Source organism: Pseudahrensia aquimaris (assembly GCF_042676045.1).
Taxonomy (GTDB): domain Bacteria; phylum Pseudomonadota; class Alphaproteobacteria; order Rhizobiales; family Rhizobiaceae; genus Pseudahrensia; species Pseudahrensia aquimaris.
Genome location: NZ_JBHTJV010000009.1, coordinates 343,603 through 369,973, shown reverse-complemented (window position 1 = coordinate 369,973; position 26,371 = coordinate 343,603). Strand labels below are relative to the sequence as shown.

Genomic DNA, 26,371 nt, shown 5'->3' with positions numbered 1-26,371 from the left:
GCACCGTTCTATAATATTGCGCTTGTCTAATTCGCGCCATCAGCCTTAGCGCCTGAACCTGCGTGCAACTGAATTTATTTCTCTCATTTGAATTATATGATTGGTGTTATAAGTTCACCTATAGGGGGAATTGATGGAACGTCGCCTAAGTGCCATTTTAGCAGCAGACATGGTTGGGTATAGTCGGTTGATGGAAGCCGATGAGATTGGTGTTCTTAAGCGTCAAAAAGTTCTTCGCAGCGAACTTATTGATCCCGCATTTACAGAATTTCGCGGACGCATTGTTAAAGAAATGGGCGACGGAGTTCTGGTTGAGTTCCCTAGTGTTGTTCAAGCTGTTCAATGTGCGGTTGTAATCCAACGTGCTATGGTGGTTAGAGGGGAAAGTGACCTTCCTGACCAACGTATTCAATATCGCATAGGCATCAATCTTGGTGACATAGTTATCGAGAACGATGATATTTTTGGCGATGGCGTCAATATTGCAGCGAGACTGGAACAGCTTGCAGAACCCGGTGGAGTATGTATTTCCGGCACGGCTTATGATCATTTGAAATCGACCGTTGACGTTGGTTACGAAGCCCTTGGGGATGTTCAGGTCAAGAATATCGGAGCACCAGTCCGTGCTTATCGTGTTCTTACCGATCCTGATCAGGCAGGTAACGTTTTGGGAAAGACAAAATCACGGTCAGCACCACCAATACGATCAGTTGCTTCGGCATTAATTTTACTGATCATAGGCGCTGGCAGTTGGTGGTGGATAAACCAACCTGATTTCTCGCCTGTCGATCCGACTCAAATGGCGCTCGAATTACCTCAAAAACCATCGATTGCAGTGCTGCCATTCGAAATGCGCGGCAATGCTGGATCGCAGGACTGGCTGGCCGACGGTATCACCGAAAGCATCATTTCCACCCTATCGCTGTCGCCAGACATGGTGTCGATCGCCTACTCAACTATGTCGAGTTTCAAGGATCGCGACGTCAGCGCAGCGCAGGTCGCGCGGAAGCTCGGCGTACGGTACATCCTCAGCGGGAGTGTGCTGAAGGTTGGCGACAAGCTGCGCGTGACTTCTGAACTGGCTGACGCAGTCAAAGGTAAGCAGATTTGGTCGATCCAACAGGACAGTTCGCCGGACGATCTTATCGTGCTGCAGGACGAGATTTCACACAAAGTCTTTGAGGAACTCTCGGTGTCACTTACGGTTGGTGAGGGCACACGCAGTTGGATTGAAATGGTCGGTGGTTTCAATAACTACGTCCAAGTGATCAACGGCCGTGCGGAGTTCCAGAAATTCAGCCCCGAAGGCCATGCCAATGCTGAACGGTTATGGGGCAAGCTCTATCGAATGGAGCCGAATCGGGCGTTTGCAAACTTCCTGATGGGCTTCATATATTGGCAGAAGGTAACTATTGGGATTAGTGCCGATATTCCGGGAGACTGGGCCAAAGCCACAGAGTTTTCAAATCGGGCGCTAGAAATCGAGGAATTTGGAGAAGGTTACACACTTGGAGCGGTACTGGCGCAGGGCGCGCGGAAATTTGAAGAAGCCATAAAACTGGCTGACAAGGCAATTCTGCTTTCACCTGGCAGCGCTGACTCGAATGCTCTCGGCGGGATGGTCAAGGCGATGTCTGGACAGACGCTGGAGGGACTCGAACATATGGAGCGCGGAATGCGGCTGGAGCCGGATTATCCCGAGTGGTTACCGGCCCCGATCAACTTCGCCAGGCTGGAGCTTGGACGCAACACTGAGGCAAGAAAGCTGGCCCAAGAGGTCTTAGCAACTGATATTCAGGATGTGCGGGCCAAACCGAATGCAGCTGGGATATTGGTGGCGGCGGCGGTGTTCGATGGGGATATGAATGAAGCCAGGGCGCGGGCACTCGACCTGCAGAAAATCTATCCCGGTATAACCGGAGCATTCGCCCGTATGGCACGGTCGACATATAAAAATCAGGCGTTTGTCGAAAAATACGTAAATGCGCTCGTACAGGCGGGAATTCCTGAAAACTGATCGACAAGGTAGTTCTAAAACCAAGCGCCTTGGTTCAGTGTTTGGCTTCAAGTTGAATACGTCATTGGCGTCTGCATAGTTCGATAATTCGACTTACACCAATCCAAACTGATGTCCCTTTTGGATCATATCCCCTGACGAAGATTCCATCCACCAATCCAAATCGCGACACGAGGTGAAAGTCTCGATTGGGCTCCATGCAGACCTTGGCATGACCCAATCGGACAGGGCGCGCTTGGCAACTCCGTTCTGAAACTTGCCAGTCCAAAGCGTCACAAGTGCTGCTTAGCAGCATCCGCATTGCGGACATTTGCCGCGTCGTTTAGGGAATTATAAAGCTGTGGGCGGCCAACGAGGTATTCAGATGGAACTCGAACCCAATCTTGTCATATCAAGCGCCTCACGGCGTATCGTTGAGGATGGGGTACAACTCAAAGTAAATATCTACAAACTCGAAGGTGGCGATGGCTGGTCATTGGAAGTTGTAATTGAAGATGGAACGTCAATTGTTTGGGATGATCTTTTCGAAGACGACCGAGCCGCGTTCGAAGAGGCGCTTCAGACCATTCGCGCAGAAGGAGCCGTTGTATTTGCCAATGGCGGGTCAAACGTCATCCCATTCAAACAGTAGGCGAGGCAATCGCGGCCCCTTGCCGACATTCGATGGAGCCAGCCGAATTTGAAAAGAGATCGGCCTTATGTATCAAAGGTAACAAGCCTTGGAACTGGATTTAGGTCGTGAGGCGCAGGGCCGCGTGGTGTGCGGTTATGGCGATTATTGGTCTACTTTGTTACTCGCATATCGGGGTCTTGTCGAAACTCTTGCATCCAAGGCCCTATGCTGGGGCCGGTTTGCTGCTGAAAAAAAGTTTGAACGTCAATGCCGCTAAGTTTACCCGAAGCATCCGTGTACTTTACGGCAACAAAAACGGCAAAATATTTGGAGTTTGGGGACTCTTTTGCGACAAATTCAGATCTTTTCAGCGGTCGCAACCCGCCTTTCTCATTTGGGAAGACTATGCCAGTTTTTCTAACTCGCCTGCCGCTCCCGCAATTTTCAACAAATTCGCTAACGTGGGTTCTAGCGTTAAACCAATTATCAAGGCACATGATTTTGGTGTGAATGGAGTAGTGAAAAGCGCCCGACTTCCCCTTGTTCGCAACATCTACTCTCATTCCCCATTCAACTTTCAGATCGTAGTCAAGTACATTCACTTCAGTTGCTTGAAGGAAACCATGAAGTTTGCTCTCTATTACGAGCCAAGGACGCTGTTCATCACGCATTATATCGTTGGTTCGATTAGCAGCATTGGAAGCTTTTGCGGCCTGACTCAAAGTTTCTCTAGTCGCCCGAAGGGTCTTGGCGAGATAAATCACACCAATCAAAGTAAGTCCCGTTACGGCCCATGCGGATATAGCGGTCCACCAGGTAAAATAAGCTACGCTCTCTTGGGCTGCCAGATCACACCAATCAGGTTCATTTTTTTTGTAATCCTTCTTTTTAGTGGAACCTTTGTAGCCGGGAAGGGCCTCCACGAGCGCAAGGCGTTTCTCACCGTCAGCGGAACATATCTCTGCATATTCACTATAGCGCTTTTCGCCGGAATAATTTGAAATCAGAGGAAGGCTCGCCATAAAAAATATGATTGAAAAGAAGAATATGGCCGTAAGTAATGAACCGTCGTCGACTTCGTCGCTCATAAAGCCATCCCCCTAGTAAAAGGAAGAAGCCTATATGCGGATTTCCTTTTCGCCAATCGCTTCAAAGCATTGAATCATAAACGAAGCTGAAAAGCCGCCACGGCTGATCTTATTGGCAACGCCTTGCTCACCAATCTCTGTTCCCATTTCTGTTAGTTTTACAGCTAAATCTCTGTAACCAATGCCCTTTCTCTTTAATTCGGCCTTCAAAATGTTTTTGGCTTTGATTGCCCATTCGTTCTGATTTTCGACTTTTGCCATATTCGCACCTGTTGATAAAAATAACCACTTTTGGTTATATACCTCTTGCAAGTGTGTAAGTCTATCGCTATATATGTGTAAGAACATAACCGATAGTGATTATAACATGGCACAGCATTTCAGACTTTCAGCAGCTTCCCGCACCCTTAGCCTGAAAGAGATTTACAAGGGCGGTGAGGAAAAGGCTAAAGCCATGTTCCGCAAGCTGCGTTGGCCGGAGACCGATGGCGAGCCTGTTTGCCCTAAGTGTGACTGTGAGCGTTCGTATGACGTGCCAAGCCGCAACCGCTTCAAGTGCGCCGCTTGCCACCACCAATACAGCATCACATCAGGCACCATCTTTGCTTCTCGCAAAATGGACTTCACCGATTTGCTGGCGGCTATCACGCTTGTAGTGAACGGCGCTAAGGGCATTTCCAGCGTCCAGCTTTCCCGTGATCTGGACTGCCAGTATAAGACCGCTTTCGTGTTGGCTCACAAGCTACGCGAAGCAATGGCAATGGACGTTCACACTGGTGAGGAACTGGACGGCGTTGTGGAAATCGATGGTCAATATCACGGCGGCCACGTTCGGCCTCACAACTGGAAAGAGGACCGCGTTGATCGTCGCCTTGCCAAAAACCAATCAGGCAAGCGCCGCGTTGTTGTCGCCCTGCGTGAGCGTATGGGCCGCACACTCCCATTCGTGACCATGAACGAAAGCGAAGGCGTGGCGCTGGCAATCGACAACGTATCCCGCAACGCCACTATGGCCGCTGATGAAGCCTCACATTGGGATTTGCTGCATGATGGTTGGGAAGTTAACCGCGTGAACCACAGCCGCGTTTACAGCGACCACGGCAAGCACACGAACATGGTGGAAAGCTTCTTCAGCCGCCTGCGCCGCATGGTTCAAGGCCAGCACCACCATGTGTCACCACAATATCTCTATCAGTATGCAAACCAAGCTGCTTGGCTCGAAGACCACCGTTTTGAAAGCAACGGTGAACTCGCAGCACGTGCCGTTGGCAATGCGATGAAGTCATCGGTTAGCCGGAACTGGAAAGGTTATTGGCAACGCCAAAAATAAATTTGTGATCTTTACAAAATCTTGTGAGCGGGATAGTAACTCACTACAAGAGGAATTTTTGCATGACTGATTCGAACGATTTTGAGGAAAAAATGATCACAGAATTTCGGCAGCTGGCATTGAAAATATCTGAAGCTCAAGAGATTATTCAAACGCTTGCGCCAAAGCATCAGAAACTTGCAGACTTGATAAAGACCTATGGGCTTGATGCGCAGGTTGACGATCTTTTAGATGATGCCGATCCTGAAAAATCACAGAAAAAGGGGGCTAAAATAGCCCATGAAGTTTCGTTGCTTTTTAGAGCAAACGGTAATGCTTGGATGAGGCTGTCAGACATCCATGACTATCTGCTAGCTAATGGAATAAAAATTGGTGGTAGAAACCCCAACTCAAATCTTAGCGCGCATTTGTCAAATGCTGGTGGATTTGAGGTTCAAAGAGCAAAGGGGTGGCGGCTTGAGCCATCGTTCTTCAACGATTTGGAGCAAGCCGAGAGTAAACAATAGGTTTTCGAAATGTAGTGTAATGGAAGCACGTAGCGAGTTCTGAAGGCTGTGAGAGGCTTCTCGCTAAAGTCCGGTTCGAATCCGGCGTTTCGTCCAAACTTTATATGAATCAAACAGAATGGGTTGTCAAACAACTCGTTTCCACAGCGCCCCATCCGGCCCAAAGTCTGACACAACCCTATCCGTATTTTTAAGCCGCTGGAGCGCATGGCGAACCCGTTTGAGTATCTCCAGCCTAAACTCGCCATCGGCTTCCCACCCCTTTGTCTGAATGATGTGGTCGGCAATAGCCCGATCATCGGCGGGGCTTTCTTTCAAGCGGCCCATAATCATTAGCTTCAACTCATTCCGAACGAACATCGTCTTGTATTTGCCGCGTGGCTCTATTCCGCGTGGGTCGCCCTTATAGCCGCATATGGCTAGTGCGCGGTCCAATGCGTCCAGATCGCCTTTGATTGCGTCAGCGGCCTTTACAGCGGCTTTATGCTGGCCTGCTATCTCGCCACGCTTACGGATAAGGCCGGAAACTAAGTGGGTGTCAGTGCTTTGTGTCATTCACCGATTTTATCGCAATCGGGATTCTCATGCAGTCGGAAACTTGTTACCTTTGATACATAAGGCCGAAAGAGATCAAGAAGCAGCCATCGGAACTCTTCGTCATTCAAACGTAATTGTGTCTTTTCCTTTCCGTCTGGGTCGATAATTCCAACGAAGCGCCGCGGCTTCTATATGCTTGCGAGCGGAACCCGGAACGAGACCCAATTTTTGATCTACTTCAGCATATTTGATTGCCCTGGTGTTTTCCCCTGACGGGCGTGCCCCCATCATGCTTTCAATAAGAGATATGCAATCGTTGTCGTCCTCGATTAACCCGGTCTTTTCGTCTATATCTGTATTGGTGCCAGCTTCGCTCGGTGATTTCTTTCCAAACTTTCTAACTGAGCGTTGAACGCGATTGCATGCAGGTCCTAGCGCGGCGACCAGATTTCCATCCGTTCGGTCTGGTTGATAGTTGGCTGGTGTTATTCCCAACAGGTCCGTCGGCATACGAAGGTCGGAAGAATTGCTTGGTGTAATTATGAAGGCGCGTTCTCTGCCCAACCGCCCAATGAACAATCCTAATTCAAATATTACATTGTCTCTCACTGTCGCCATCTCGTCCGATCTGATCATTGAGACATCATCCGGAGCAAAAATAAACAAACCAAAATCAGTTTCTTCAATGGCATCAACTAGAGATTCTATCGTGGTTTTGGACAATTCAAAAATACCTTGGGTCCAAACTGTCGCTTCAACATCGTGTTCCAGATTTTCCTGAACCGCATAAGCGATATCCAGCTGTTCAGCCGACGAGCCAATGAAGAGTTTTGGTTTCACTTTGTATGTCCCAACAACATTTGATAATGCCAAGTTCATACTAGAAATGGCACGATAAATGAAACCGATGAAGTGAACTTGCAACAGAATCCAACGTCCGTTTTCGAGCGGCCGAGCCGATTCACCAACTATGGGCTAACGACCGCTTCCCCCCAACAGCTGTCAGTCTGATGTACTAACTGCGTCGCCGTTAACACGAAGCTTCCGCATTTGACGGAATGCTAATTACCATGTTTTGCGCCTTTGGTGTGCATAGAAACTATGGCAACCAATTGTTTCGCCCCCATGTCGCGTTGATTTTGAACATCCAATGCGTGCGTTAGATCTTTGGGCGAACTTCTCCTCCACCGAGACTGGACTTCGCCGCGATTGCAAGCATTCATGTGTATGTCAGGCCGCGTGTTTTGATGCGGTTGATGGGCTCGTATTCTAATGACGAGCCTTTGGTCAGTGCAACGCTGCGTATTGTGCGTAGCGCACTGACCAGAGGTTCGAATGATGACAAAGACGCACCAATCACCTTCCCCTTATTCCAAGGGAAGCACCAAAAAAATTAGGTCAACTGCTGCCCCAAGAGCAGTGAGGCTGTCTGAAGCGCAGCAATTAGTACTGGTTCGCGCCAGTCAACGAGACGATGGCGTTCTGATTGAACGATACGATCAATCCATTGTGGGACAGCAAGTTCCAGATGGCGCCTTCGGTTCAACATTGAATGATCGCCGCATGATCGAGGGCTTTATCGCTAAAGGACTGGTGGAGGGTAGCATTGATGATCTCTTCAGTTTGCGTCTCACAGCTGTCACCTTCTCGGCTCTTCACATTGATGAGAGCGAGTGGCCGGAGCGGTTGCAGGGTAGGACCAAGGCCAACTCAGAAGCCCTTGATGCTGTCCTGCTGAAAGACGAACACTCGCCAACAAAACCCGCCACCCTCAGGGCAGGCAGCAAGGGAGCTGCTGTCCTTGCACTATTGCAGCGCGAGGGCGGAGCAACGCTGGCGGAAATGCAGGGGGTTACAGACTGGCAGGCGCATTCGGTGCGCGGCTTTCTATCAGGAACGATTTACAAAAAACTGGGCTTCGAGGTTAGCAGCATCAAGTCGGATGACGGAGAGCGGATCTATCGTGTGTGCGAAGGAGCATGACGATGGCTTCTTTGATCGACAACGAAGCACTGCTGACCGCCGGTATTGTGACTAGCGATAGTGCGGAGGACACCGCGCCTGATGACGACATCATTTCAACAGCAGTTACACCTGAACCAATGTCTGTTGAGCAGCGATGGTTCCACGCCACGGGTGTTGGTGTTCCGTCTGCCCTTACCGGCTTGCTCCTTACTGCAGCCTTGCAGTACGAGGAGCAGTGCAAAGCATCCGGCGGACTCACACTACAGCAAAAGCGTCACCTGGCCTCAGTTGCTAAAGCTAATGTGCCTGGAACGGTGTCGAAAGAACGAACGCGCTCGGACAGCACTTTACTGGGCGAAGCGCTCACACACCCGCCAAGCGGTAAAGCGCGCCACAAACGATCCTTTGCAATCGGCACAGAGTTCCATCGCGAATGGAAGGGGCGAGTTCACATTGTGATGACGACTGCAGATGGCTTCCTGTGGTCCGGGCAAACCTACAGATCGCTGTCGGCCGTCGCACGTGCCATTACCGGAACGCGCTGGAATGGTCTTCGTTTCTTCGGTGTGGACCGAAAGGCGACAGGATCATGAGTACACGGAAGAAGATTGGACAGACCGGTCCACACACAGTGCAAGGAACCGGTACAGCTGACGACTCCGCACTCCAAAGCTACAAGCGCTGTATAATCTACACACGCAAATCATCCGAGGAGGGTCTGGAGCAGGACTTCAACTCGCTGCATGCCCAGCGGGAAGCTTGTGAGGCCTACATTCAATCACAGCGTCACGAGGGCTGGAGGCTGCTGCGTGATCGTGACCACCACTACGATGATGGAGGGTTGTCAGGCGGTAATATGGAGCGCCCAGGCCTGCTGCGCATGCTGGCCGCAATCGAAGACGGCCAGATCGATGTCATCGTGGTTTACAAGGTGGATCGTCTCACGCGTTCCTTAGCAGACTTTGCGCGCATCGTTGATGTGATGGATCGGCATGGTGTGTCGTTCGTCTCCATTACCCAAGCGCTCAACACCACATCCAGCATGGGGCGCCTAACGCTCAACGTGCTGCTGTCCTTTGCCCAGTTTGAGCGAGAGGTCACCGCGGAGCGCATTCGAGACAAGATTGCAGCATCCAAGAAGAAGGGCATCTGGATGGGCGGCCCCGTACCACTTGGCTATCGGGCTCAGAATAAACGCCTTGTTATCGATGAAGCGGAAGCGAAGATCGTTCGAAGGGTGTTTGAGACCTATTTGAGAACCTCGTCCGTGGTAAAAACCAAAGCCGAACTAGATGAAGCTGGCATTACAACCCGCAAGCGCTCCCGCAAGAATGCGGGGCCGATGGGGGGCCATTCATTCTCTCCAGCGGGTATCTGCGCCCTGCTGCGCAATCCGGTGTACATCGGAAAGATTCGGCATAAGGATGAGGTGTATGAGGGCGGGCAAGGCGGGATTGTGGAAGAATCGCAGTTCAAAGCCGCCCAACGGCAATTGGACAGCGCAACAGGAGGCAATCGCAAGCGCAGAGGGCGAGCTGGATCGAATGGAATGGCCCAAGAACCTATCGCGGGAAGATTGCTGACCGGTCGTCTGTTCGATGTTGACGGGCATGTCATGTCGCCGACCCATACAAACAAGAAGGGCGTGCGCTATCGCTACTATCTCTCCACCGCGCCATTGAGTTCCGCTGGAAAGGAAAGCGGTGGCTCTTCTGATCGATCCCTAGCAAAAGGCCCACGGCGTATCTCAGCCAACAAGTTAGAACGCGCTCTGCTAGTCGCTCTTAGATCGCCTCTTACAGCCAATCTGTCAGACGTGCAGCTGTTGGAAAGCGTCGAGCGCATTGAAGTAACCGCTGCTGGTGCAACGCTCACCTTTATCGAAGGATGTGAACATGAGAATGCCGAGCAGGCCGAGGATGGAACTGGACTACAGTCCACAGGGGTTCAGCCAAGCGAGCGCGGAACTGAGCGTCAGGAAGAAGACCTAAGACTTCATTCCCAGCCAACTCCACCCAGCCGCCGTCTCTTGCATGTCCCCATAGATTGGCAACGTCGGGTTCATCGCGATGTTCGATCTCCTGCTGCCAGCGCCGGTGAGATCAAAGCGCAGAAGTCTGCCGATAGACAACGACGGGCCAATGACCGTCTCCTGCAAGCTATCGCAACGGCGCACCGACACTATCAAATCATTTTGCACGGAGACGTTCGGACAATAAGCGAACTGGCCAGTCGGGAGCGGTGCTCTGTTCGGGGGCTCCGGCTAGGGCTTAACCTCGCTTGGCTCGCCCCCGATATTGTTCAAGCGGTCATTCAGGGCAAACTCGACGCATCAATCAGCGCCACTGAACTGGCTAGGTCCATGCCGTCCGATTGGCAGGCCCAACGACATCTTGTAGGGCTTTCAACATGACGCGTATTCCAGAATATCAGCGTGGCTTTCGTGATGGGTGTCGAGCCATTGTCACAGCGCTTCACGCAGCTGCACGGGAAGAAACCTATGGCGGGTCGCTAGCCAACTTCCACTGCACCGCGGACATGGTTGGTCGCTTCGGCTCATGGTGCTTCCACTTCCAACTTCTCAGTCCTGAAGAACAGTCAATCGCGCTTCGAAAGTCGCCGCCGAACCGCTACCTCACGCGTATGGAGCCAGTTCTTGCAATCCTCGTCGCAGCAGCGTCCGATCCAACATTCGCAGCCGCAGCCCAAAGGCATCACGACATGACGGGCAGACCAACCGACTATATGCACGGCTATATGATTGGCATCATCGGTGCGCTTGAAGAATGCAAGTATCGTGACAGTTATCTGATCGATCCACTCGCCAAACATCCCCTTCGCAAGTTCATCAATGGAATGCAAGATCAACTTGATGTTCTGCTAATGGCCAAAGAACCTATATGGGTTCGCTGGCCAAAACCAATCCGGCAAATACCTCGCCGGCGTCAGACAAAATAAAAGCCTCCCAATCCAACAAAAGCCATGCGCGCATTCCAGTGCCATCAAACCGGTCTCTCTAGAAGACAAGCCCTCAAACCATGGCACTCGCCGAACCGATGCAGAGATAAGAGCAGGACCAAACGCCGTGTTCCGCATGTCCAAGACGATCAAACAGCCAAGAACCTTGCAGAGATCCCGTAAGCTGCTGAATGGTCGGTTCAATTATGGAAACTACAGAAGCGGGAGCAAACTGACGGAAAAATGGTGGAGCTAGACGGAATCGAACCGACGACCTCTTGCATGCCATGCAAGCGCTCTCCCAACTGAGCTATAGCCCCGTGCCGTAACGCTGGCAGCGGTCTGGCGGGTGATCCGCCATGTGGGATGCTGAACGCTTACGTCCAGCGAGCGGCTTCTTACGAAAGGAAGCCGCTCATGACAAGACAATTCCGCCGCGCGGGCAGCAGAAAATACGTTAGACGCTCTTAGCTGTCGTCGTCGCCGCCACGCACAGGAATGATGTCTTCGAGACTGTCTTTGTCATCGTCATCATCTTCAAGAAACGGGCCTTCTTCCTCGTCATCGTCGTCACCTTCGATTTCAACATCGGGAATATCGGCAGGGATATCATCATCGTCGTCGCCGTCGACCGTATCGCCATCATCGTCCTCAGCATCGTCGAGGCTGATGATTTCTGGGCCATCATCATCATCAATCTCGTCTTCATCTTCTTTGACCGCTTCGGGCTCTGCCTCTTTTTCCGGCTTGGCTTTCTCCGCCTCATGGGCAGTCATGACGAAGACCGCGCTGCATTTCGGGCAGATGATCGGATCTTTGTTCAGGTCGTAGTATTTTGTGCCGCATTCCAGGCAAAGGCGCTTTTCGCCGAGTTCAGGTTTGGCCAATTGAGTGCCTCATCGTGTGGGGACCGAAAACACAGGCGAAATGCCAGTGCGGGGTCGAAAATCGGGGAGCGGCAGGCAAAACACTACGTGCTTCGGTGCGCCGCTTTGGCGGGATGATCTAGCCTTGTGTTCTGGCGGTGTCAAAGGGCATTTGCGACCGAGATGCCACACCCTTGGTTGCAATAGGGTTTGTACAGGTGACAGCCGCGCACCTCGGCGCTAGACTGGGACTACCGAGTGAGACCCTCATTCTTTCCCGAATATAGAAAATCATGGCTTCCCATCCTCATGCGGCCCACACGCTGGCACCGCTGACCGCTCAACCTGTATCTTCGCTTTCAGGCACCATTTCCGTGCCGGGCGACAAATCCATATCCCACCGCTCGCTTATTCTGGGCGCCGTCGCTGATGGCCGTACAAGCGTCACGGGTCTGCTGGAATCCGACGACGTTATGGCAACCGCAAGCGCGATGCGTGCTTTGGGGGCAACAATCGAGAAGCAAGGCGATGCGTGGCTGGTTGATGGTGTGGGCAACGGCTCGCTGCTGGAGCCGACAGCGCCGCTCGATTTCGGCAATGCGGGCACCGGTTCGCGGCTGACCATGGGCCTCGTTGCGCCCTACGATTTTCCCGTAACAATTGTGGGCGACCCATCGCTTTCATCACGCCCCATGGGCCGTGTTTTGAAGCCCCTGCGCGAATGCGGGCTTCAGGTGACACCGCTTGAAGGCTCACAGGGCGAAGACATGCTGCCGCTCACCGTTCAGGGCGCTCCTCTGGCAATTCCGTTCACCTATCGTGTGCCAGTAGCCTCCGCTCAGGTTAAATCAGCTTTGCTGTTGGCGGGGCTAAACATTGCGGGCAAGACGACCGTGATTGAGCCGGTCATGACGCGCGACCATACCGAGAAAATGCTTGTTGGTTTCGGAGCAGAACTGGAAATCGAGACCGACGAAGACGGGGCGCGTCACATTACGATTACGGGTCAGACAGACCTGACCGCACAGAATGTCATTGTGCCAGGAGACCCATCGTCTGCCAGTTTTGCAATCGTTGCAGGGCTTATCGTTCCCGACTCTGATGTCACGGTGAAAAACGTGCTTCTGAACCCCACTCGCACCGGCTTGTTTGATACGCTGGTGGAAATGGGTGCCAATCTGACAATCAGCAACAGACGCCAATCCGGTGGCGAGGATATTGGCGATATCCGGGTTCGCACCAGCCGTTTGCGCGGCGTGACGGTGCCCGCCGATCGCGCACCTTCGATGATTGACGAATACCCCGTGCTTGCCGTCGCCAGCGCCTTTGCAGAAGGCGATACGCACATGCTGGGTCTGGAAGAGTTGCGGGTGAAGGAATGCGACCGACTGGCCGTCACCGCACGAGGATTGGAAGCCAATGGTGTGGACTGCACCGAGGGCGAAAACGAGCTGACCGTGCGGGGTGGTGGTGTTACAGGCGGTGGCACCGTGGAAACCCATCTCGACCACCGCATCGCAATGGCGTTTCTGGTAATGGGCATGGCGGCTAAAAATGCGGTTCATGTTGACGACACAACCATGATCGCAACGTCCTTCCCCGAATTCCGTGATCTCATGACTGCGCTTGGCGCGCACTTTGAAGGCTGATGGCTGATCCGCTGCAAATCCTGCGCTTGCCGCACAGCGAAGGGCTGGCACTCCCGTCTTATGAAACCGGTGGTGCGGCTGGTATGGACCTGCGTGCCGCCGTCACAGGGCCGCTGGTTCTGAAACCGGGCAAACAGGCGCTTGTTCCCACGGGCATCGCGATTGCGCTTCCTGTTGGCCATGAGGGCCAAGTGCGGCCCCGCTCCGGGTTAGCCGTGAAGTTTGGGATCACAGTGCTGAACGCGCCGGGCACGATTGATGAAGATTATCGCGGCGAAGTGCATGTGCCGCTGGTGAATTTGGGCGATGAGGATTTTATCGTTGAACGCGGCATGAGGATAGCGCAATTGGTGGTGGCACCGGTGACCAAAGTTACCGTTGAAGAAGTCAGCGAACTGCCACCCACCGAACGGGGCTCGGGAGGCTTTGGGTCGACGGGACTTTAGGCCTTATTCGGATTCATCAATCCCAGTGATGCCAGGAACGGCATGGCAAATGCCATGTTCCAGAGCGAATTTGAGCCAACGCCGGCTGCATAGGAACCGACGCAGTCAATTACCGCCCAAGCCGCAACGCCCCAGAAGGCGACACGGGCAACGGGCTTGTTTCCGGCCCCTACCTGCGGCGCGACAATCCAGATCATCATCGTGCCCAGCAGCACCAGCAAGCCGGAAACCACAGAAGCCATCCAGCGCATGTCGCGGCTGATGTCTGCATGGTTGCCGTCCAATGGCCAATCGAGCAGGTCCAGCACGAATTGTGCAGGGGCATCAATGGCAGCATAAGAAGCGGTGCCCAGCAGCAACGCGAAGGCAATTACACTCCAAGATGCAAGTTTCAGCACCGTGGCTGATAGTTTCGGCGACATAAGACTACCCCTAAGATGTTCCCCGCTTCTTAGTACAAAAATTCTCAAGAACTTTGAAGAATTACGTTAAAGTTATTCCATGTGTATACGGCATCTATTTCAGATAAATTCGTCCGCATAATAAGCTGACAATTATCCCGTCAATAATTTGGAATTGGGTGGGTAACACACTATATTTGTTGGGATTTGGAGCGGCGATTCGGCAGCTTCGTCCCGCTTGCCTTTTCAAGGCTGGCCTTCCGACAAACCAGAGGTTGCACCGTGAGCGACAAGCCAATCGAACCAGACGACAACATGCCACAGGACCCTTCGGCCCCTGAGGAATACGGCGCTGATTCGATCAAGGTGCTTAAAGGCCTCGATGCAGTGCGCAAACGCCCCGGCATGTATATCGGTGATACCGATGATGGATCCGGTCTGCACCACATGGTCTATGAGGTCGTTGACAACGGCATCGACGAAGTATTGGCCGGCCATGCCGACCGCGTGACTGTCACGATCAACGCCAATGGCTCGGTGACAGTGACGGACAACGGTCGCGGCATCCCTGTCGATATGCATACGGAAGAAAACATGTCGGCCGCCGAGGTCATCATGACCCAGCTTCATGCGGGCGGTAAGTTCGACCAGAATTCCTACAAGGTTTCCGGCGGTCTGCACGGTGTGGGCGTGTCGGTGGTGAACGCGCTTTCGGTATCGCTTCAATTGAAAATTGCGCGCAACGGCAAATGGCACGAAATCAACTTCACACATGGTGTGTCTGATGCGCCGTTGAAAGTGCTTGGCGATGCTGGTGATTATACCGGTACGGAAGTTACTTTCATGCCGTCGTCGGACACGTTCACGATGGTGAAATTCGATTTCGACCGGCTGGAGCACCGCCTGCGCGAATTGGCTTTCCTGAACTCCGGCACACGTATCCTGCTGGCCGACAAACGCGGCACGGAAGAGAAATCGACCGAGTTGTATTACGAAGGCGGGCTGAAGGAATTTGTCCGTTATCTCGACCGGGCCAAAAGTGCGCTGATCGATACACCGATCTACCTGAAGTCGGAGAAAGACGGCATCACGGTCGAACTGGCGCTTTGGTGGAACGATTCCTACAACGAGAACGTCCTGTGCTTCACCAACAACATCCCGCAGCGCGATGGCGGCACCCATCTGGCCGGTTTCCGTGGAGCGTTGACCCGTCAGGTGACAGGCTATGCGGACGCTTCCGGCATGATGAAGAAAGAGAAAGTCTCTCTCACCGGTGATGATTGCCGGGAGGGTCTGACCTGCGTGCTTTCGGTTAAGGTGCCCGATCCGAAATTCTCGTCGCAGACAAAGGACAAACTGGTTTCTTCCGAAGTACGGCCAGTGGTTGAAAGCCTCGTCAACGAAACGTTGAAGGAGTGGTTTGAGGAAAACCCGGCCGATGCGAAGACAGTTGTTGCCAAAGTGGTGGAAGCTGCCTCTGCCCGTGAAGCTGCCCGCAAGGCGCGAGAGTTGACACGCCGCAAAGGCGTGCTCGATATCGCCTCCCTGCCCGGCAAACTGGCCGATTGCCAAGAGAAAGACCCGGCGCTTTCCGAACTCTACATCGTCGAGGGTGATTCTGCTGGTGGTTCGGCCAAACAGGGCCGTTCGCGCAAGAACCAGGCTATCCTGCCTCTGCGCGGCAAAGTGCTGAATGTGGAGCGGGCGCGCTTCGACAAGATGTTATCGTCCGACCAGATCGGCACGCTCATCACCGCGCTTGGCACGGGCATTGGCCGCGAAGAGTTTAACATCGAGAAACTGCGCTACCACAAGATCATCATCATGACGGATGCGGACGTGGACGGTGCGCATATTCGCACGCTTCTGCTCACTTTCTTTTTCCGCCAGATGCCTGAAATCATTGAGCGCGGTTATCTGTATATTGCGCAACCCCCGCTCTATCTGGTGAAGCGCGGCAAGTCCTCGCAATATCTCAAAGACGAGAGCGAGATGGAGAATTATCTCATCGAAGGCGGCCTCGATGACGCCAGCCTTCAAACAGGCACGGGCGAAGTGATGGTGGGCGCCGATTTGCGCGACACGGTCAACAAAGCACTTTCCGTGCGCGGGCTGCTTAACGGTCTGCACACGCGCTACGACCGTGGCGTGGTGGAGCAGGTGGCAATCGCCGGTGCGCTCAATGCCGAATTGCTTTCCAATCGCAATGATGCGGAACAGGCGGCGCAATATGTTGCAGCACGCTTGGATGCGATCTCCGAAGAAACGGAGAAAGGCTGGGAAGGCCGGATTGAAGACGGATCCAACGAAAACGCGACGCATGACTGGTCGATGGTCTTCACCCGCACCGTGCGTGGCGTGCAGGAAGTTCACCGCATCGACCAAGCATTGATCGGTTCTGCCGATGCTCGTGCGCTCGATGGTTTCGCCGCTCACATGCAAGAGGTCTACGCCCGCCCTGCGGCTCTTATCCGTCGCGATCTTAACACGCCTGTCTTTGGCCCACGTGATCTGCTCACGGCAGTGTTCGCAGCCGGTCAAAAGGGCATCACGCTGCAACGCTATAAAGGCTTGGGCGAGATGAATGCCGAGCAATTGTGGGAAACCACGCTGGACCCGGAAGCGCGCACCTTCTTGCAGGTTAAAGTTCACGAGGCGACCAAGGCAGACGATCTGTTCTCGCGCCTGATGGGCGAAGAAGTCGAGCCGCGGCGAGAGTTTATTCAGGACAACGCACTCAACGTAGCCAATCTCGACTTCTGATCACCGCTCCCGCGAGCGGGGGTCAAGTGCGTCGCGCAGACCATCGCCCATGTAGTTGACGCTGAGCACTGTCAGCGAAATGGCAAGGCCGGGCCACAGCACGCGGGTCGGCGTGATCTGCAGGAAGTCTTTGCCATCAAACAACAGACGGCCCCATGTGGGATAATCCGATGGAAAGCCGAGGCCGAGAAACGACAGCGCACTTTCGGTGATGATGGCGTTAGCGATGCCAAGCGTAGCCGATACCATAATGGGTGAGAGCACATTGGGCAGGATGTGACGCTGCACGATGCGGCGGGAATTGGTGCCTATGGAGTGGGCCGCCAAAACGAATTCCCGCTCTTTCAGCGCCAGCACTTCACCACGCACAATCCGTGCCGTCTGCATCCAGCTTGTGATGCCAATGATGAACACAATGAGAATAAAAATCCCCGTTTCCGGCCCGAAAGCTGCCCGCAGGGGGTCGCGGAAGAGCATTATGATAACCAGCAACAGCGGCAAGATTGGAAGCGCGAGAAACAGATCCGTCAGGCGCATCAGCGGCCCATCGAGGGCTTTGAAATAACCCGCCACAACGCCAACAAAAGCGCCCAGCACCAGCGACAGCGCCATGGCCACGATACCAACCAGCAACGAAACGCGGCCACCCGCTATAACTTGCGCCAGCATGTCCCGCCCCAGATTGTCGGTGCCGAAGGGATGCGCCCAACTCATGCCCTGGTTCTTGTTGCGGATGTCGAGGAATTGCGGGTCCAGGTCGTGGATGTAAGAGCCAAAGACGACGAGAATGACGATACCAAGGAAGATGATTGTGCCCGCCATTGCGCCTTTGTGGCGGCGGTACTGGCGCCACACATCGCCCCACAGCGAACGGTGCTGTTGCTGCGCTTCACCAGCGTTCATGTGGGCCATTTCGCCGGCCAGCATGTTGCCACCCATCACGGTTGAACCGTCAGCGCCATCGTTGCGCGGGTTGCGGGCCGGGCCGATGGCCGCGTCTTGGTTGGTCTGATCAGTCATAGCGGATCCTCGGGTCGAGAATGCCGTAGAGCAGGTCGGCTATCAGGTTGAAGACAACGATGAGGACGGCGAACAGGAAGGTGAGCGTCTGCACCAGCGGATAGTCTGCGCCCTGAATGCCGTTGATCAGCAGAGCACCAAGGCCGTTCACGCGGAAGATCTGTTCGGTGATGATGGCGCCACCAAAGATCTGCGGCACGCCCAGCGCGATAACCGTGATGACCGGAATGAGCGAATTGCGCAGCACGTGAACGAGAACCACGACCTTTTCACCCAAGCCCTTTGCGCGAGCCGTGCGGACGTAATCCTGATTGAGATTATCCAGCATGGAAGCGCGCATGAAGCGCGAAATCTGAGAGGCGTTGAACAGGGCCAGCACCATTACGGGCATGATCATCTGCTTCACCTGTAGCCAGAACGTCTCCCACGAATTGACCACCAGCGTCGTGTCATAGACCGAGGGGAACCAGCCCAACCACACCGAGAAGATGACGATCATCAACACGCCGGTGAAGAAGGTCGGCACTGAAAAGCCGATCATGGAAATGAACGTGCCAATCTGATCGAACCAGGAATACTGGCGATAGGCGGAGATGACGCCGATGGGGATGGCGATCAAGATGCCCACCACATAGGACATGCCAACCACCCACAGCGTCTGTGGGGTGCGCTCGATGATGAGGTCAACAACCGGCGAGCGGGTGGACCATGACGTGACGCGCAGACGGTCTTCGGAACCCGTGACAAACCCATCGCACCAAGCGCCCTTGCAAGCGGTTTCGATGAGGTTGAGTGGTTCGTTTACGAGGAACTGGTTCAGCCACAACCAGTAGCGCACAATGAAAGGTTCGTTGAAGCCCATAGCTTCGCGGATTTGTTCGCGCACTTCCGGTGGAATGGTTAGCGGAAGTTGGCCTGTTGGGTCGCCGGGGGCTAGGTCAAGCAGGCCAAAAATAATGAATGAGATTACCAGAAGGGTCGGGATTGCGAACAACAATCTGCGTATTGCGTAGGAACCCATGCTTCGCACCCTGACTGACTATACAAAGGGAAAAGCACCGGCCCAAATGAGGGCCGGTGCAATGATCTATGCAGATGCGCTTATTTCTTGCGCGTCCAGTCGGCGGCATTCCAAAGTTCGGAATCCCACTCGTTCATTTTCACGCCTTGCAACGTGTTGGAATGAGCCGACACACCACCACGGTGGACAAGGCCAATGATCACGCCGCCTTGCATCAGCATGTCGTTCATCTTCTTGGCCAATTCGGCACGCTTGGCCGGATCAGCGGTTTTGCCCATTTCATCGACCAGCGCGTCGTAAGCCGGGTCACAGTAACGGGGTATGTTCTGACCCTGCCAGCCGTTTTCAGGGCTTGGGATGTTGCTGCACGTCCAGCTGGCCATATATTTCTCCGGGTCGGTGCCATTGAAGTTGTTCGTGTACATTTCAATGTCCGCGTAGAACTTCTGGAACGTGTCCGGCGAGGATGGGTCGCCGCCGAAGAAGACCGAAGCGTCGATGTTGCGAAGCTCGGTTTCCACGCCAATGGCGTCCCACATCTGCTTCACCAGCGCCTGCGTGCCTTGGCGCACACCGTTGGTGGAGGTTTGATATAGGACAGACAGCTTCATGCCGTCCTTGTCGCGGATGCCGTCGCCATCGCTGTCGGTCCAACCGGCTTCTTCCAAAAGCGCTTTGGCTTTGTCGACGTTTTGGGTGAGGCATTCATCATTTGCGGTCGAAGCGTAGACTGCCGGTGCGGGCAGCACATTGCATGTCGGACGACCGGCAGCGCCGTAACCGGCTTCCACCAGAATATCGCGGTCAATTGCGAGCGACAAAGCCAAGACAACTTTCGGGTCCGTCAGAAACGGGTGCGCACCACCTTCGCGGGTAGAGCGCTTGTCGCCCAGAGCCGGGTCCGGATTGGTCTGGTTGATCATCATGCGCTCAACCGATGTGCCAAAAGACGAAACGACCATGCCTTTGCCAGCAGCTGCCATCTGGGTGAGAATTTCTGGCTCCACCTGGAGGTTCCAAGCGTAATCGAACTCGCCGGTTTCCAGCACTGAACGGGCAGCCGATGCGGCATCGCCCCCACCCTTAAACAGGACGGTCGCAAAGGCGGGCTTTGCCGGGTCGCGGTAATTCTGGTTGGCGGCGAACTGGATCACATCGTTGGGCTTGAACTCGGTGACCGAGAACGGGCCCGTGCCAACAGGGTTAAAGTTTTGCTCGGTGCATTCGGGAGCTTTTGCGCCCGTGCAATCGGCAAACTGGGCTTTCTGGATAACCGGCGACTGGCCACCCGTCAGCGGGCCATAGGGGTGCGGCTTTGGCTTGGTGAATTCGATGCGGATCGTGCGTTCGTCGACGGCAACGACGTCTTTTACGTCTTCAAATTGCCCAAGCTGGGCGCAGCCACCGGCAGGGTCGGTGCAATACTGCCACGTGAAACGGGCGTCTTCTGCGGTCACCGGCGTGCCGTCAGACCAAAGCAGACCTTCTTTCAGCTTCCACGTAATGGAGGTGAGGTCTTCGGAAATACCGCCATTGGCAACCGTTGGAATTTCGTCAACGAGGGCGGGAACAAGCGCGCCCACTTCGTCGTATTTTGCCAACGGCTCAAGCACCAGCGATGCGGCTTCAATTTCTTTCGTGCCACCCGACAGATACGGGTTCATGGTGGAAGGCGCTTGCCAGTAGATGATGTTGAGCTGACCATCGGCACCGCGCTCGGCCATGGCGACATTGGCCATCATCGTTGAAGCGGCTCCTGCCAACAGAAGCGTTTTGAGAAGTTTCATACTTATTTCTCCCTGTCTGTGCCCAGTTGATCCGGGCTGTTTGGTTGCGTCCGCGCGATGCGAACAGTTTGTCTCTCCACCCGCGCCTTTGGGTGCGGATGAAAGCGGCGTCAGCCTTCCGCGAAATGGCAGGCGACGCGTCTTCCGTCGCCAAGTTCACGCCATGCGGGCGGCTCGGTAAAGCACTTTTTGTCGTTCATCTTTTGCGCCAGTGGACACCGCGTGGAGAACACGCAGCCCTGTGGCGGGTTGGCGGGGCTCGGCACATCGCCGGTCAAAATCGTGCGCGTGCGGGTTTTTTCCGCTTGAGGATCCGGCACAGGCACGGCGGAGAGCAGCGCCTTGGTGTAAGGATGGGCAGGGGAAGCGAACAACTGATCGCGGGTCGCCAGTTCCATGATCTTGCCCAGATACATCACCGCCACCCGGTCCGCGATGTGGCGCACCATCGACAGGTCATGGCTGATAAACAAGTAGGTCAGTCCCTTTTGCTTCTGCAAATCCTGCAAGAGGTTCACCACCTGCGCCTGGATGGAAACATCAAGCGCGGCGATCGGCTCGTCGCAAACGATGAAATCCGGGTCTAGCGCCAGGGCTCGCGCAATGCCGATGCGCTGGCGCTGACCGCCGGAAAATTCGTGCGGGTAGCGGCTGGCGAAAGACGGGTTCATGCCCACCGCCTCCAGCAATTCCTGCACTTTTGCTTCGCGCTCTTTGGCGTTCATTTTGGTGTGTTCCACCATCGGCTCTTCGATGATGGTGCCGACCGTCATACGCGGATTGAGGCAGGCTTGTGGGTCTTGGAAAATCATCTGCATGCGTGGGCGCATGGCGCGCATGTCTGCGTGGGAAAGCGCGGCGATGTTTACGTCTTCGAATGATACGCTGCCCGCGGTGGGGTCATAAAGGCGAAGCACGGCGCGGCCTGCGGTCGATTTTCCGCAACCGGATTCGCCCACCAGTCCCAGTGTCTCACCGCGCTTGATCTCAAAATTCACCCCATCGACGGCTTTGACAGCCCCAACCTTGCGACGGAAAATTCCGGCGTGGATGGGAAAGTGGATTTTCAGATCGTCCACGCTGAGCAGGGTTTCAGCCGTCATGCACGATCCTCCAGCAGCCAGCAGGCAGCGATTTGATCGTCGCCCACCTTGAACAAGGGTGGATTGGCCGCGTCGCATTTGTCGAAGCGGTGGCGGCAGCGCGGCGCGAATGGGCATGAATTGGGCGGATTGAGCAGATTGGGCGCTTGGCCGGGAATCGACATGAGCCGCCCGTCTTCATGGTCGCCGTGGCCCGGCAGGGTTTCCAACAGCGCCTGCGTATAAGGGTGAGACGGATTGGCGTAGAGGCTCTCAACGTCGGCATATTCGACGATCTGCCCCCCATACATCACGGCCACGTGGTCGGCGATGCCCGCCACCACGCCGAGGTCGTGGGTGATCCATATGATGGCCATGCCAAGTTCTTCGCGCAGGCCTTTGATGAGTTCGATGATCTGGGCCTGCACCGTCACGTCCAGCGCCGTTGTTGCCTCATCCGCGATTAGGACTTTCGGGTCACAGGCTAGCGCAATGGCGATCATCACCCGCTGGCGCATGCCGCCGGAGAATTGGTGCGGGAAATCCTTCAACCGTTGTTCAGGGCTTGGAATGCCGACCATTTCCATCAGTTCCACCGCCCGCTTGCGCGCATCGCGCTTGGAAAGGCCAAGATGCTCCCTCAACGGTTCAATGATCTGGAAACCGACCGTGAAGACAGGATTGAGCGACGTCATCGGGTCTTGAAAAATGAAACCGATGTCACCGCCGCGCACTTCCCGCAGCTCCTGTAATGAAAGTGACAGAAGATCGCGGCCATCGAACATCACGGAGCCGGAAGTGATTTCAGCGGGAGGAATGGGCAGCAGTTTCAGCAGCGACATCATGGTCACGCTTTTGCCGGAACCGGATTCGCCCACCACGCCGAGCAATTCGCCGGGTTTGAGTGAAAACGACACGCCGTTCACCGCATGAACATCGCCGTCTTGTGTGTGAAACACAGTGTGAAGATTTTCGACAGCGAGAACTGCCCCCGCAGCATCGCTGTGCGGCTGCGCTTTATCTTCGCGAACTAGGATACCACCCGTACTCATGGACCAAAGACTAGGCGCAAAATTGGCTCCGTGGCAATGCGTTTCCTTCCGCGCGAAACCGCGCAGTCAAACGGGGCATTATCCAACCTTCACCACCATCTTGCCAAAGCTCTTTCCCACCAGCAGATCGTTCAACGCGGCGGGCGCGGCTTCCAGACCATCCACCACCTGCTCTTTGTACGTCACTTGCCCGTCTGCCAGCCAAGACTTCATATCCGCGATAAACGCCTTGTGATGCTCGGGGCCAAAACTGTCGAAAATGATGAAGCCCTGAACCTTCACCTTCATGCGCAAAATTGTGCCCATGATCGCAGGGCCCATATCAGGCCCATCGGGCAACCCGGGCAGATTGTACCAGGAGACAACGCCGCAAACGGGCATGCGAGCGAAGGCATTCAGCAGTGGCAAAACGGCGTAAAGAACCTTGCCGCCGACGTTTTCAAAGTAAACGTCGATGCCATCAGGACAAGCCGCTTTCAACTGCGCAGCGAAGTCATCCGCGCGGTGGTCGATGCAGGCATCGAAGCCGAGAGTGTCGACCACATGAGCGCATTTCTCCGCACCGCCTGCGACGCCAACGACACGGCAGCCCTTGATCTTGGCGATCTGCCCAACCGTTGCGCCAACAGGGCCGGACGCGGCGGCAACTACAACCGTTTCGCCCTTTTTAGGTTCGCCGATGTTCAACAGGCCCGCATGCGCTGTGTAACCGGGCATCCCCAAGATGCCGAGATACCAGGATGGATTGTCGGGATTGGCACCCAGATTGATGACTTCCTTGCCGTCACTGACCGCATAATCCTGCCAGCCGCTGCCGTGGAGAACCATGTCGCCGACCGCAAAACCGTCGACGTCAGACGTCACCACTTCAGCCACCACCTGCCCCGTCATCACGCCGCCAATTTCCACCGGCGTGGCGTAAGACTTCGTGTCGTTCATGCGGCCGCGCATGTAGGGGTCAAGCGAGAGATAGACCGTGCGCAGCAGCATTTCACCCTTGCCCGCCTTGGGCATCGCGCTTTCTTCAAGGCGCAAAGTCTTGTCGTCCGGCGCACCTTTGGGGCGCTCGGCCAGCACGACGCGGCGGTTTGTGGATGCGGTTTGGGTCATGGGTATCTCTCCTGTTTGAAGCGGCAGGCTACAGAAGTTTTCAAACCAAACCAACGCCCTACCGATAGCGATTTCGATTGCCTATATAGAGGGTAAGCGCCGATCCCTGAATCGGCATGAAAATCACAAAGTCACAGACTGGGGCACACTATGGAAACCGACTTCACACCCATACAATCGCTGATCGGAGGCGCGCTGATCGGCCTGTCCGCCGTGCTGTTGATGGCAACCAATGGGCGCATCGCCGGCATCAGCGGCATCGTTTCGAAATTGCTGCCGGGTTCGACAGACAAAAGCGCAATGGCGCCCGGCGTGATGTTCGTGCTGGGGCTGCTTCTCGCCATGCCGTTGGCGCTGCTCGTCTTCGGCTTTTCGCCGCCACAAACCATCACAGCCACACTGCCCTTGCTGGCAGTTGCGGGTCTGCTGGTTGGCTTCGGCTCGGCCACGGGCAATGGCTGTACCTCCGGCCACGGGGTTTGCGGCATGTCGCGGCTTTCCGTGCGCTCGATTGTGGCAACGGTGACCTTCATGGCGACAGCGTTTGTCACCGTGCTCATTCTTCGTCACGTGGTGGGAGGCTGAGATCATGCGTTCGATTTCCGCTCTTATCGCCGGTCTGATTTTCGGCCTCGGCCTTGGCCTTTCCGGCATGACGAACCCTGCCAAAGTGCAAAACTTTCTCGATCTGTTCGGAACATGGGATCCAAGCCTTGCTTTTGTCATGGGCGGCGCCATTGCTGTAACGGCACCGGGCTATTTCCTTTTGAAAAAGCTGGCGGGCCAACCCCTGTTTGCCGAAAAGTTCCAGTTTCCCACCCGCAAAGACATTGACGCGCCCCTTTTGGGCGGAGCGGCAACCTTTGGCATCGGCTGGGGGCTTGGCGGCTTTTGCCCCGGGCCGGCGCTGGCCGCGCTGCCGCTGAGCCTGACGAACACGACATCGGTGCTGGTTTTTGTCGTCTCCATGCTGGTGGGGATGTGGCTTGCCAATTCGCGCACCCTTGCCAAAGCCGCAATTGCGGAAAACACTGCATAACGAAGAGGAGGAGCCGATATGGAATTCGAAGCCAATATGAACGTGAAGCCCCACGTCAAAGCCTTCTTTGACGAGGACAGTAACACCATTTCCTATGTGGTGAAGGAGCCCGATGGCCCCGCTTGTGCTGTGATCGACAGCGTCATGGACCTCGACTACGCGGCCGGACGCATCACGCAGGACCATGCGGACGAGATGATCGCCTACATTGAAGCGCAAGGCCTCAAGCTGGAATGGATCATCGAAACCCATGTCCACGCTGACCATCTTTCAGCCGCGCCCTATATTCAGGACAGACTGGGCGGGAAGATCGGCGTTGGCGCGCGGATTATGGAAGTGCAGGAGGTCTTCGGCAAAATCTTCAACGAAGGCACCGAGTTTCAGCGCGACGGCTCGCAATTCGATGCGCTGTTTGAAGACGGCGATACCTACCAAATCGGCGCGATGACCGCGACCGCTATCGCAACACCGGGCCACACGCCCGCTTGCATGGTGCATGTGATGGGCGATGCGGCGTTTACGGGCGACACCCTGTTCATGCCTGATGGCGGCTCGGCGCGGGCCGACTTCCCCGGCGGGGATGCGGGCGAGCTTTACGATTCAATTCAAAGGGTTTTGTCGTTGCCTGACGATATGCGCCTGTTCATGTGCCACGATTACGGGCCAAATGGACGCGAAATCCGTTGGGAAACGACTGTGCGCGAAGAGCGCGAGCATAACATACATATCGGCACGAAATCAGGCAGTGCTGTTACCCGCGACGAGTTCATCGCCATGCGCAAGGCGCGGGATGAGACGCTGGCCATGCCGCGTCTCATTATCCCCAGCCTTCAGGTCAACATGCGGGCGGGGGAATTGCCCCGGGACGACAAGGGCAACCCCATGTTGAAAGTACCGGTAAACGGGCTTTAACGCACTTTTGCGCCGAACAGACCGCTAAACATATCGCGAACCGCTTGAGCGCGTTCGATGCGGGCCTGGCGCATTCCGTGCGAAACCTTCTGGTTGAAATCCATCGCCGTCAAATCGGAGCCGCGGAAATCCTGGCGGGTGGTGCTGTTAGTGTTTGTGCGGGTCATGGTGCTTGTCCTTGATGCTTTGGCGATCAATGCGTTCGCCTT

The 26,371-nt window shown here is 54.9% G+C and carries 27 protein-coding genes and 2 tRNA genes; 15 read left to right on the top strand and 14 right to left on the bottom strand.

Going from position 1 to position 26,371, the window contains the following annotated elements; translation table 11 throughout:
• The first annotated feature begins 133 nt into the window (after positions 1-133).
• Together ACFQ14_RS10580 and ACFQ14_RS10575 are read left to right on the top strand one after the other, a co-directional pair.
• Entirely contained in the window at positions 134-2,017 is a 1,884-nt protein-coding gene (locus tag ACFQ14_RS10580; protein WP_377212697.1) for an adenylate/guanylate cyclase domain-containing protein, read from the top strand.
• A gap of 364 nt (positions 2,018-2,381) precedes the next feature.
• A complete protein-coding gene (locus tag ACFQ14_RS10575) occupies positions 2,382-2,648 on the top strand; it encodes a hypothetical protein (RefSeq protein WP_377212696.1) in 267 nt (88 codons plus the stop codon).
• 152 nt (positions 2,649-2,800) lie between these two features.
• Here ACFQ14_RS10575 and ACFQ14_RS10570 read toward each other — a convergent pair whose 3' ends face one another.
• Positions 2,801-3,718, bottom strand: a complete 918-nt coding sequence (locus tag ACFQ14_RS10570) for a hypothetical protein (RefSeq protein ID WP_377212695.1) — start codon at positions 3,716-3,718, stop codon at positions 2,801-2,803.
• 30 nt (positions 3,719-3,748) lie between these two features.
• Entirely contained in the window at positions 3,749-3,979 is a 231-nt protein-coding gene (locus ACFQ14_RS10565; RefSeq protein WP_377212694.1) for a DUF6471 domain-containing protein, read from the bottom strand.
• Positions 3,980-4,085: 106 nt separating this feature from the next.
• On the opposite strand from ACFQ14_RS10565, the gene ACFQ14_RS10560 reads away from it, so the two are divergent.
• The 3 genes from ACFQ14_RS10560 to ACFQ14_RS10550 all read left to right on the top strand — a co-directional run bounded on the left by ACFQ14_RS10560 (position 4,086) and on the right by ACFQ14_RS10550 (position 5,650).
• Positions 4,086-5,048 carry an IS1595 family transposase gene (locus tag ACFQ14_RS10560; protein WP_377212693.1) on the top strand — a complete coding sequence of 321 codons (963 nt, stop codon included), beginning with the start codon at positions 4,086-4,088 and terminating at the stop codon, positions 5,046-5,048.
• 62 nt (positions 5,049-5,110) lie between these two features.
• A complete protein-coding gene (locus ACFQ14_RS10555; protein ID WP_377212692.1) occupies positions 5,111-5,554 on the top strand; it encodes a hypothetical protein in 444 nt (147 codons plus the stop codon).
• 5 nt (positions 5,555-5,559) lie between these two features.
• Positions 5,560-5,650 (top strand) — tRNA-OTHER (locus ACFQ14_RS10550).
• 30 nt (positions 5,651-5,680) lie between these two features.
• On the opposite strand, the gene ACFQ14_RS10545 is transcribed toward ACFQ14_RS10550, so the two are convergent.
• A complete protein-coding gene (locus ACFQ14_RS10545; RefSeq protein WP_377212691.1) occupies positions 5,681-6,109 on the bottom strand; it encodes a hypothetical protein in 429 nt (142 codons plus the stop codon).
• 102 nt (positions 6,110-6,211) lie between these two features.
• Positions 6,212-6,931, bottom strand: coding sequence for a TIR domain-containing protein (locus tag ACFQ14_RS10540; RefSeq protein ID WP_377212690.1), 720 nt, complete (start codon positions 6,929-6,931; stop codon positions 6,212-6,214).
• A 495-nt stretch (positions 6,932-7,426) separates the two neighbouring features.
• Here ACFQ14_RS10540 and ACFQ14_RS10535 point away from each other — a divergent pair, with 495 nt between their 5' ends.
• Genes ACFQ14_RS10535 through ACFQ14_RS10520 form a run of 4 tightly spaced genes read left to right on the top strand, consistent with a single transcriptional unit; the run spans position 7,427 to position 11,014 of the window.
• Entirely contained in the window at positions 7,427-8,074 is a 648-nt protein-coding gene (locus ACFQ14_RS10535; RefSeq protein WP_377212689.1) for a DUF3489 domain-containing protein, read from the top strand.
• Positions 8,075-8,076: 2 nt separating this feature from the next.
• Positions 8,077-8,649, top strand: a complete 573-nt coding sequence (locus ACFQ14_RS10530; RefSeq protein WP_377212688.1) for a DUF2924 domain-containing protein — start codon at positions 8,077-8,079, stop codon at positions 8,647-8,649.
• Positions 8,646-10,469 (top strand): recombinase family protein, encoded by a 1,824-nt coding sequence (locus ACFQ14_RS10525; protein WP_377212687.1) that lies wholly within the window; start codon positions 8,646-8,648, stop codon positions 10,467-10,469. Before ACFQ14_RS10530 ends, ACFQ14_RS10525 begins: the two co-directional genes overlap by 4 nt.
• Positions 10,466-11,014 carry a hypothetical protein gene (locus ACFQ14_RS10520; protein ID WP_377212686.1) on the top strand — a complete coding sequence of 183 codons (549 nt, stop codon included), beginning with the start codon at positions 10,466-10,468 and terminating at the stop codon, positions 11,012-11,014. Before ACFQ14_RS10525 ends, ACFQ14_RS10520 begins: the two co-directional genes overlap by 4 nt.
• 244 nt (positions 11,015-11,258) lie before the next feature.
• On the opposite strand, the gene ACFQ14_RS10515 is transcribed toward ACFQ14_RS10520, so the two are convergent.
• Positions 11,259-11,334, bottom strand: a tRNA-Ala gene (locus ACFQ14_RS10515).
• Between the two features lie 147 nt (positions 11,335-11,481).
• Positions 11,482-11,901 (bottom strand): TIGR02300 family protein, encoded by a 420-nt coding sequence (locus ACFQ14_RS10510; RefSeq protein WP_377212685.1) that lies wholly within the window; start codon positions 11,899-11,901, stop codon positions 11,482-11,484.
• Between the two features lie 272 nt (positions 11,902-12,173).
• Here ACFQ14_RS10510 and aroA point away from each other — a divergent pair, with 272 nt between their 5' ends.
• Together aroA and dut are read left to right on the top strand one after the other, a co-directional pair.
• Positions 12,174-13,529, top strand: a complete 1,356-nt coding sequence (gene aroA, locus ACFQ14_RS10505) for a 3-phosphoshikimate 1-carboxyvinyltransferase (RefSeq protein WP_377212684.1) — start codon at positions 12,174-12,176, stop codon at positions 13,527-13,529.
• The gene (gene dut, locus ACFQ14_RS10500) at positions 13,529-13,975 is read left to right on the top strand and encodes a dUTP diphosphatase (RefSeq protein ID WP_377212683.1); all 447 of its coding nucleotides are present in this window, start codon (positions 13,529-13,531) and stop codon (positions 13,973-13,975) included. Before aroA ends, dut begins: the two co-directional genes overlap by 1 nt.
• Here the strand turns inward: dut and ACFQ14_RS10495 are convergent.
• Positions 13,972-14,397 carry a hypothetical protein gene (locus tag ACFQ14_RS10495; RefSeq protein ID WP_377212682.1) on the bottom strand — a complete coding sequence of 142 codons (426 nt, stop codon included), beginning with the start codon at positions 14,395-14,397 and terminating at the stop codon, positions 13,972-13,974. The genes dut and ACFQ14_RS10495 overlap by 4 nt on opposite strands.
• A 294-nt stretch (positions 14,398-14,691) precedes the next feature.
• Here ACFQ14_RS10495 and gyrB point away from each other — a divergent pair, with 294 nt between their 5' ends.
• Entirely contained in the window at positions 14,692-17,139 is a 2,448-nt protein-coding gene (gene gyrB, locus ACFQ14_RS10490; protein ID WP_377212953.1) for a DNA topoisomerase (ATP-hydrolyzing) subunit B, read from the top strand.
• Here the strand turns inward: gyrB and ACFQ14_RS10485 are convergent, their stop codons facing one another.
• The 6 genes from ACFQ14_RS10485 to ACFQ14_RS10460 all read right to left on the bottom strand — a co-directional run bounded on the left by ACFQ14_RS10485 (position 17,140) and on the right by ACFQ14_RS10460 (position 24,211).
• Positions 17,140-18,051 carry an ABC transporter permease gene (locus ACFQ14_RS10485; protein ID WP_377212952.1) on the bottom strand — a complete coding sequence of 304 codons (912 nt, stop codon included), beginning with the start codon at positions 18,049-18,051 and terminating at the stop codon, positions 17,140-17,142.
• Positions 18,052-18,151: 100 nt separating this feature from the next.
• Positions 18,152-19,180 carry an ABC transporter permease gene (locus tag ACFQ14_RS10480; RefSeq protein WP_377212681.1) on the bottom strand — a complete coding sequence of 343 codons (1,029 nt, stop codon included), beginning with the start codon at positions 19,178-19,180 and terminating at the stop codon, positions 18,152-18,154.
• 80 nt (positions 19,181-19,260) lie between these two features.
• On the bottom strand, positions 19,261-20,967 hold the full coding sequence (locus ACFQ14_RS10475) for a peptide ABC transporter substrate-binding protein (protein ID WP_377212680.1): 1,707 nt from the start codon (positions 20,965-20,967) through the stop codon (positions 19,261-19,263).
• Positions 20,968-21,077: 110 nt separating this feature from the next.
• Positions 21,078-22,070, bottom strand: a complete 993-nt coding sequence (locus ACFQ14_RS10470; protein ID WP_377212679.1) for an ABC transporter ATP-binding protein — start codon at positions 22,068-22,070, stop codon at positions 21,078-21,080.
• Entirely contained in the window at positions 22,067-23,101 is a 1,035-nt protein-coding gene (locus ACFQ14_RS10465) for an ABC transporter ATP-binding protein (RefSeq protein WP_377212678.1), read from the bottom strand. Before ACFQ14_RS10465 ends, ACFQ14_RS10470 begins: the two co-directional genes overlap by 4 nt.
• 78 nt (positions 23,102-23,179) lie before the next feature.
• The gene (locus ACFQ14_RS10460) at positions 23,180-24,211 is read right to left on the bottom strand and encodes an NADP-dependent oxidoreductase (protein WP_377212677.1); all 1,032 of its coding nucleotides are present in this window, start codon (positions 24,209-24,211) and stop codon (positions 23,180-23,182) included.
• 150 nt (positions 24,212-24,361) lie between these two features.
• On the opposite strand from ACFQ14_RS10460, the gene ACFQ14_RS10455 reads away from it, so the two are divergent.
• Genes ACFQ14_RS10455 through ACFQ14_RS10445 form a run of 3 tightly spaced genes read left to right on the top strand, consistent with a single transcriptional unit; the run spans position 24,362 to position 26,162 of the window.
• The gene (locus ACFQ14_RS10455) at positions 24,362-24,796 is read left to right on the top strand and encodes a YeeE/YedE family protein (RefSeq protein ID WP_377212676.1); all 435 of its coding nucleotides are present in this window, start codon (positions 24,362-24,364) and stop codon (positions 24,794-24,796) included.
• Positions 24,797-24,800: 4 nt separating this feature from the next.
• Positions 24,801-25,250: a DUF6691 family protein gene (locus ACFQ14_RS10450; protein ID WP_377212675.1), complete on the top strand. Its 450-nt coding sequence runs from the start codon at positions 24,801-24,803 to the stop codon at positions 25,248-25,250.
• An 18-nt stretch (positions 25,251-25,268) separates the two neighbouring features.
• Positions 25,269-26,162 carry an MBL fold metallo-hydrolase gene (locus tag ACFQ14_RS10445; protein WP_377212674.1) on the top strand — a complete coding sequence of 298 codons (894 nt, stop codon included), beginning with the start codon at positions 25,269-25,271 and terminating at the stop codon, positions 26,160-26,162.
• Here the strand turns inward: ACFQ14_RS10445 and ACFQ14_RS10440 are convergent.
• Complete coding sequence (locus tag ACFQ14_RS10440) at positions 26,159-26,329, bottom strand: hypothetical protein (RefSeq protein WP_377212673.1); 171 nt, start codon at positions 26,327-26,329, stop codon at positions 26,159-26,161. The genes ACFQ14_RS10445 and ACFQ14_RS10440 overlap by 4 nt on opposite strands.
• Positions 26,330-26,371: the final 42 nt, after the last annotated feature.

Excerpts from the sequence above, each read along its gene's own strand:
- ACFQ14_RS10580 (WP_377212697.1), top strand. The coding sequence starts at position 134 with ATGGAACGTCGCCTAAGTGCCATTTTAGCAGCAGACATGGTTGGGTAT.
- ACFQ14_RS10555 (WP_377212692.1), top strand. The coding sequence starts at position 5,111 with ATGACTGATTCGAACGATTTTGAGGAAAAAATGATCACAGAATTTCGG.
- ACFQ14_RS10475 (WP_377212680.1), bottom strand. The coding sequence starts at position 20,967 with ATGAAACTTCTCAAAACGCTTCTGTTGGCAGGAGCCGCTTCAACGATG.
- ACFQ14_RS10575 (WP_377212696.1), top strand. The coding sequence starts at position 2,382 with ATGGAACTCGAACCCAATCTTGTCATATCAAGCGCCTCACGGCGTATC.
- ACFQ14_RS10440 (WP_377212673.1), bottom strand. The coding sequence starts at position 26,329 with ATGACCCGCACAAACACTAACAGCACCACCCGCCAGGATTTCCGCGGC.
- ACFQ14_RS10495 (WP_377212682.1), bottom strand. The coding sequence starts at position 14,397 with ATGTCGCCGAAACTATCAGCCACGGTGCTGAAACTTGCATCTTGGAGT.
- ACFQ14_RS10450 (WP_377212675.1), top strand. The coding sequence starts at position 24,801 with ATGCGTTCGATTTCCGCTCTTATCGCCGGTCTGATTTTCGGCCTCGGC.
- ACFQ14_RS10445 (WP_377212674.1), top strand. The coding sequence starts at position 25,269 with ATGGAATTCGAAGCCAATATGAACGTGAAGCCCCACGTCAAAGCCTTC.
- ACFQ14_RS10455 (WP_377212676.1), top strand. The coding sequence starts at position 24,362 with ATGGAAACCGACTTCACACCCATACAATCGCTGATCGGAGGCGCGCTG.
- gyrB (WP_377212953.1), top strand. The coding sequence starts at position 14,692 with ATGCCACAGGACCCTTCGGCCCCTGAGGAATACGGCGCTGATTCGATC.
- ACFQ14_RS10480 (WP_377212681.1), bottom strand. The coding sequence starts at position 19,180 with ATGGGTTCCTACGCAATACGCAGATTGTTGTTCGCAATCCCGACCCTT.
- ACFQ14_RS10460 (WP_377212677.1), bottom strand. The coding sequence starts at position 24,211 with ATGACCCAAACCGCATCCACAAACCGCCGCGTCGTGCTGGCCGAGCGC.
- ACFQ14_RS10535 (WP_377212689.1), top strand. The coding sequence starts at position 7,427 with ATGATGACAAAGACGCACCAATCACCTTCCCCTTATTCCAAGGGAAGC.
- ACFQ14_RS10530 (WP_377212688.1), top strand. The coding sequence starts at position 8,077 with ATGGCTTCTTTGATCGACAACGAAGCACTGCTGACCGCCGGTATTGTG.
- ACFQ14_RS10465 (WP_377212678.1), bottom strand. The coding sequence starts at position 23,101 with ATGAGTACGGGTGGTATCCTAGTTCGCGAAGATAAAGCGCAGCCGCAC.
- dut (WP_377212683.1), top strand. The coding sequence starts at position 13,529 with ATGGCTGATCCGCTGCAAATCCTGCGCTTGCCGCACAGCGAAGGGCTG.
- ACFQ14_RS10570 (WP_377212695.1), bottom strand. The coding sequence starts at position 3,718 with ATGAGCGACGAAGTCGACGACGGTTCATTACTTACGGCCATATTCTTC.
- ACFQ14_RS10485 (WP_377212952.1), bottom strand. The coding sequence starts at position 18,051 with ATGGCCCACATGAACGCTGGTGAAGCGCAGCAACAGCACCGTTCGCTG.
- ACFQ14_RS10470 (WP_377212679.1), bottom strand. The coding sequence starts at position 22,070 with ATGACGGCTGAAACCCTGCTCAGCGTGGACGATCTGAAAATCCACTTT.
- aroA (WP_377212684.1), top strand. The coding sequence starts at position 12,174 with ATGGCTTCCCATCCTCATGCGGCCCACACGCTGGCACCGCTGACCGCT.
- ACFQ14_RS10560 (WP_377212693.1), top strand. The coding sequence starts at position 4,086 with ATGGCACAGCATTTCAGACTTTCAGCAGCTTCCCGCACCCTTAGCCTG.
- ACFQ14_RS10545 (WP_377212691.1), bottom strand. The coding sequence starts at position 6,109 with ATGACACAAAGCACTGACACCCACTTAGTTTCCGGCCTTATCCGTAAG.
- ACFQ14_RS10520 (WP_377212686.1), top strand. The coding sequence starts at position 10,466 with ATGACGCGTATTCCAGAATATCAGCGTGGCTTTCGTGATGGGTGTCGA.
- ACFQ14_RS10525 (WP_377212687.1), top strand. The coding sequence starts at position 8,646 with ATGAGTACACGGAAGAAGATTGGACAGACCGGTCCACACACAGTGCAA.
- ACFQ14_RS10565 (WP_377212694.1), bottom strand. The coding sequence starts at position 3,979 with ATGGCAAAAGTCGAAAATCAGAACGAATGGGCAATCAAAGCCAAAAAC.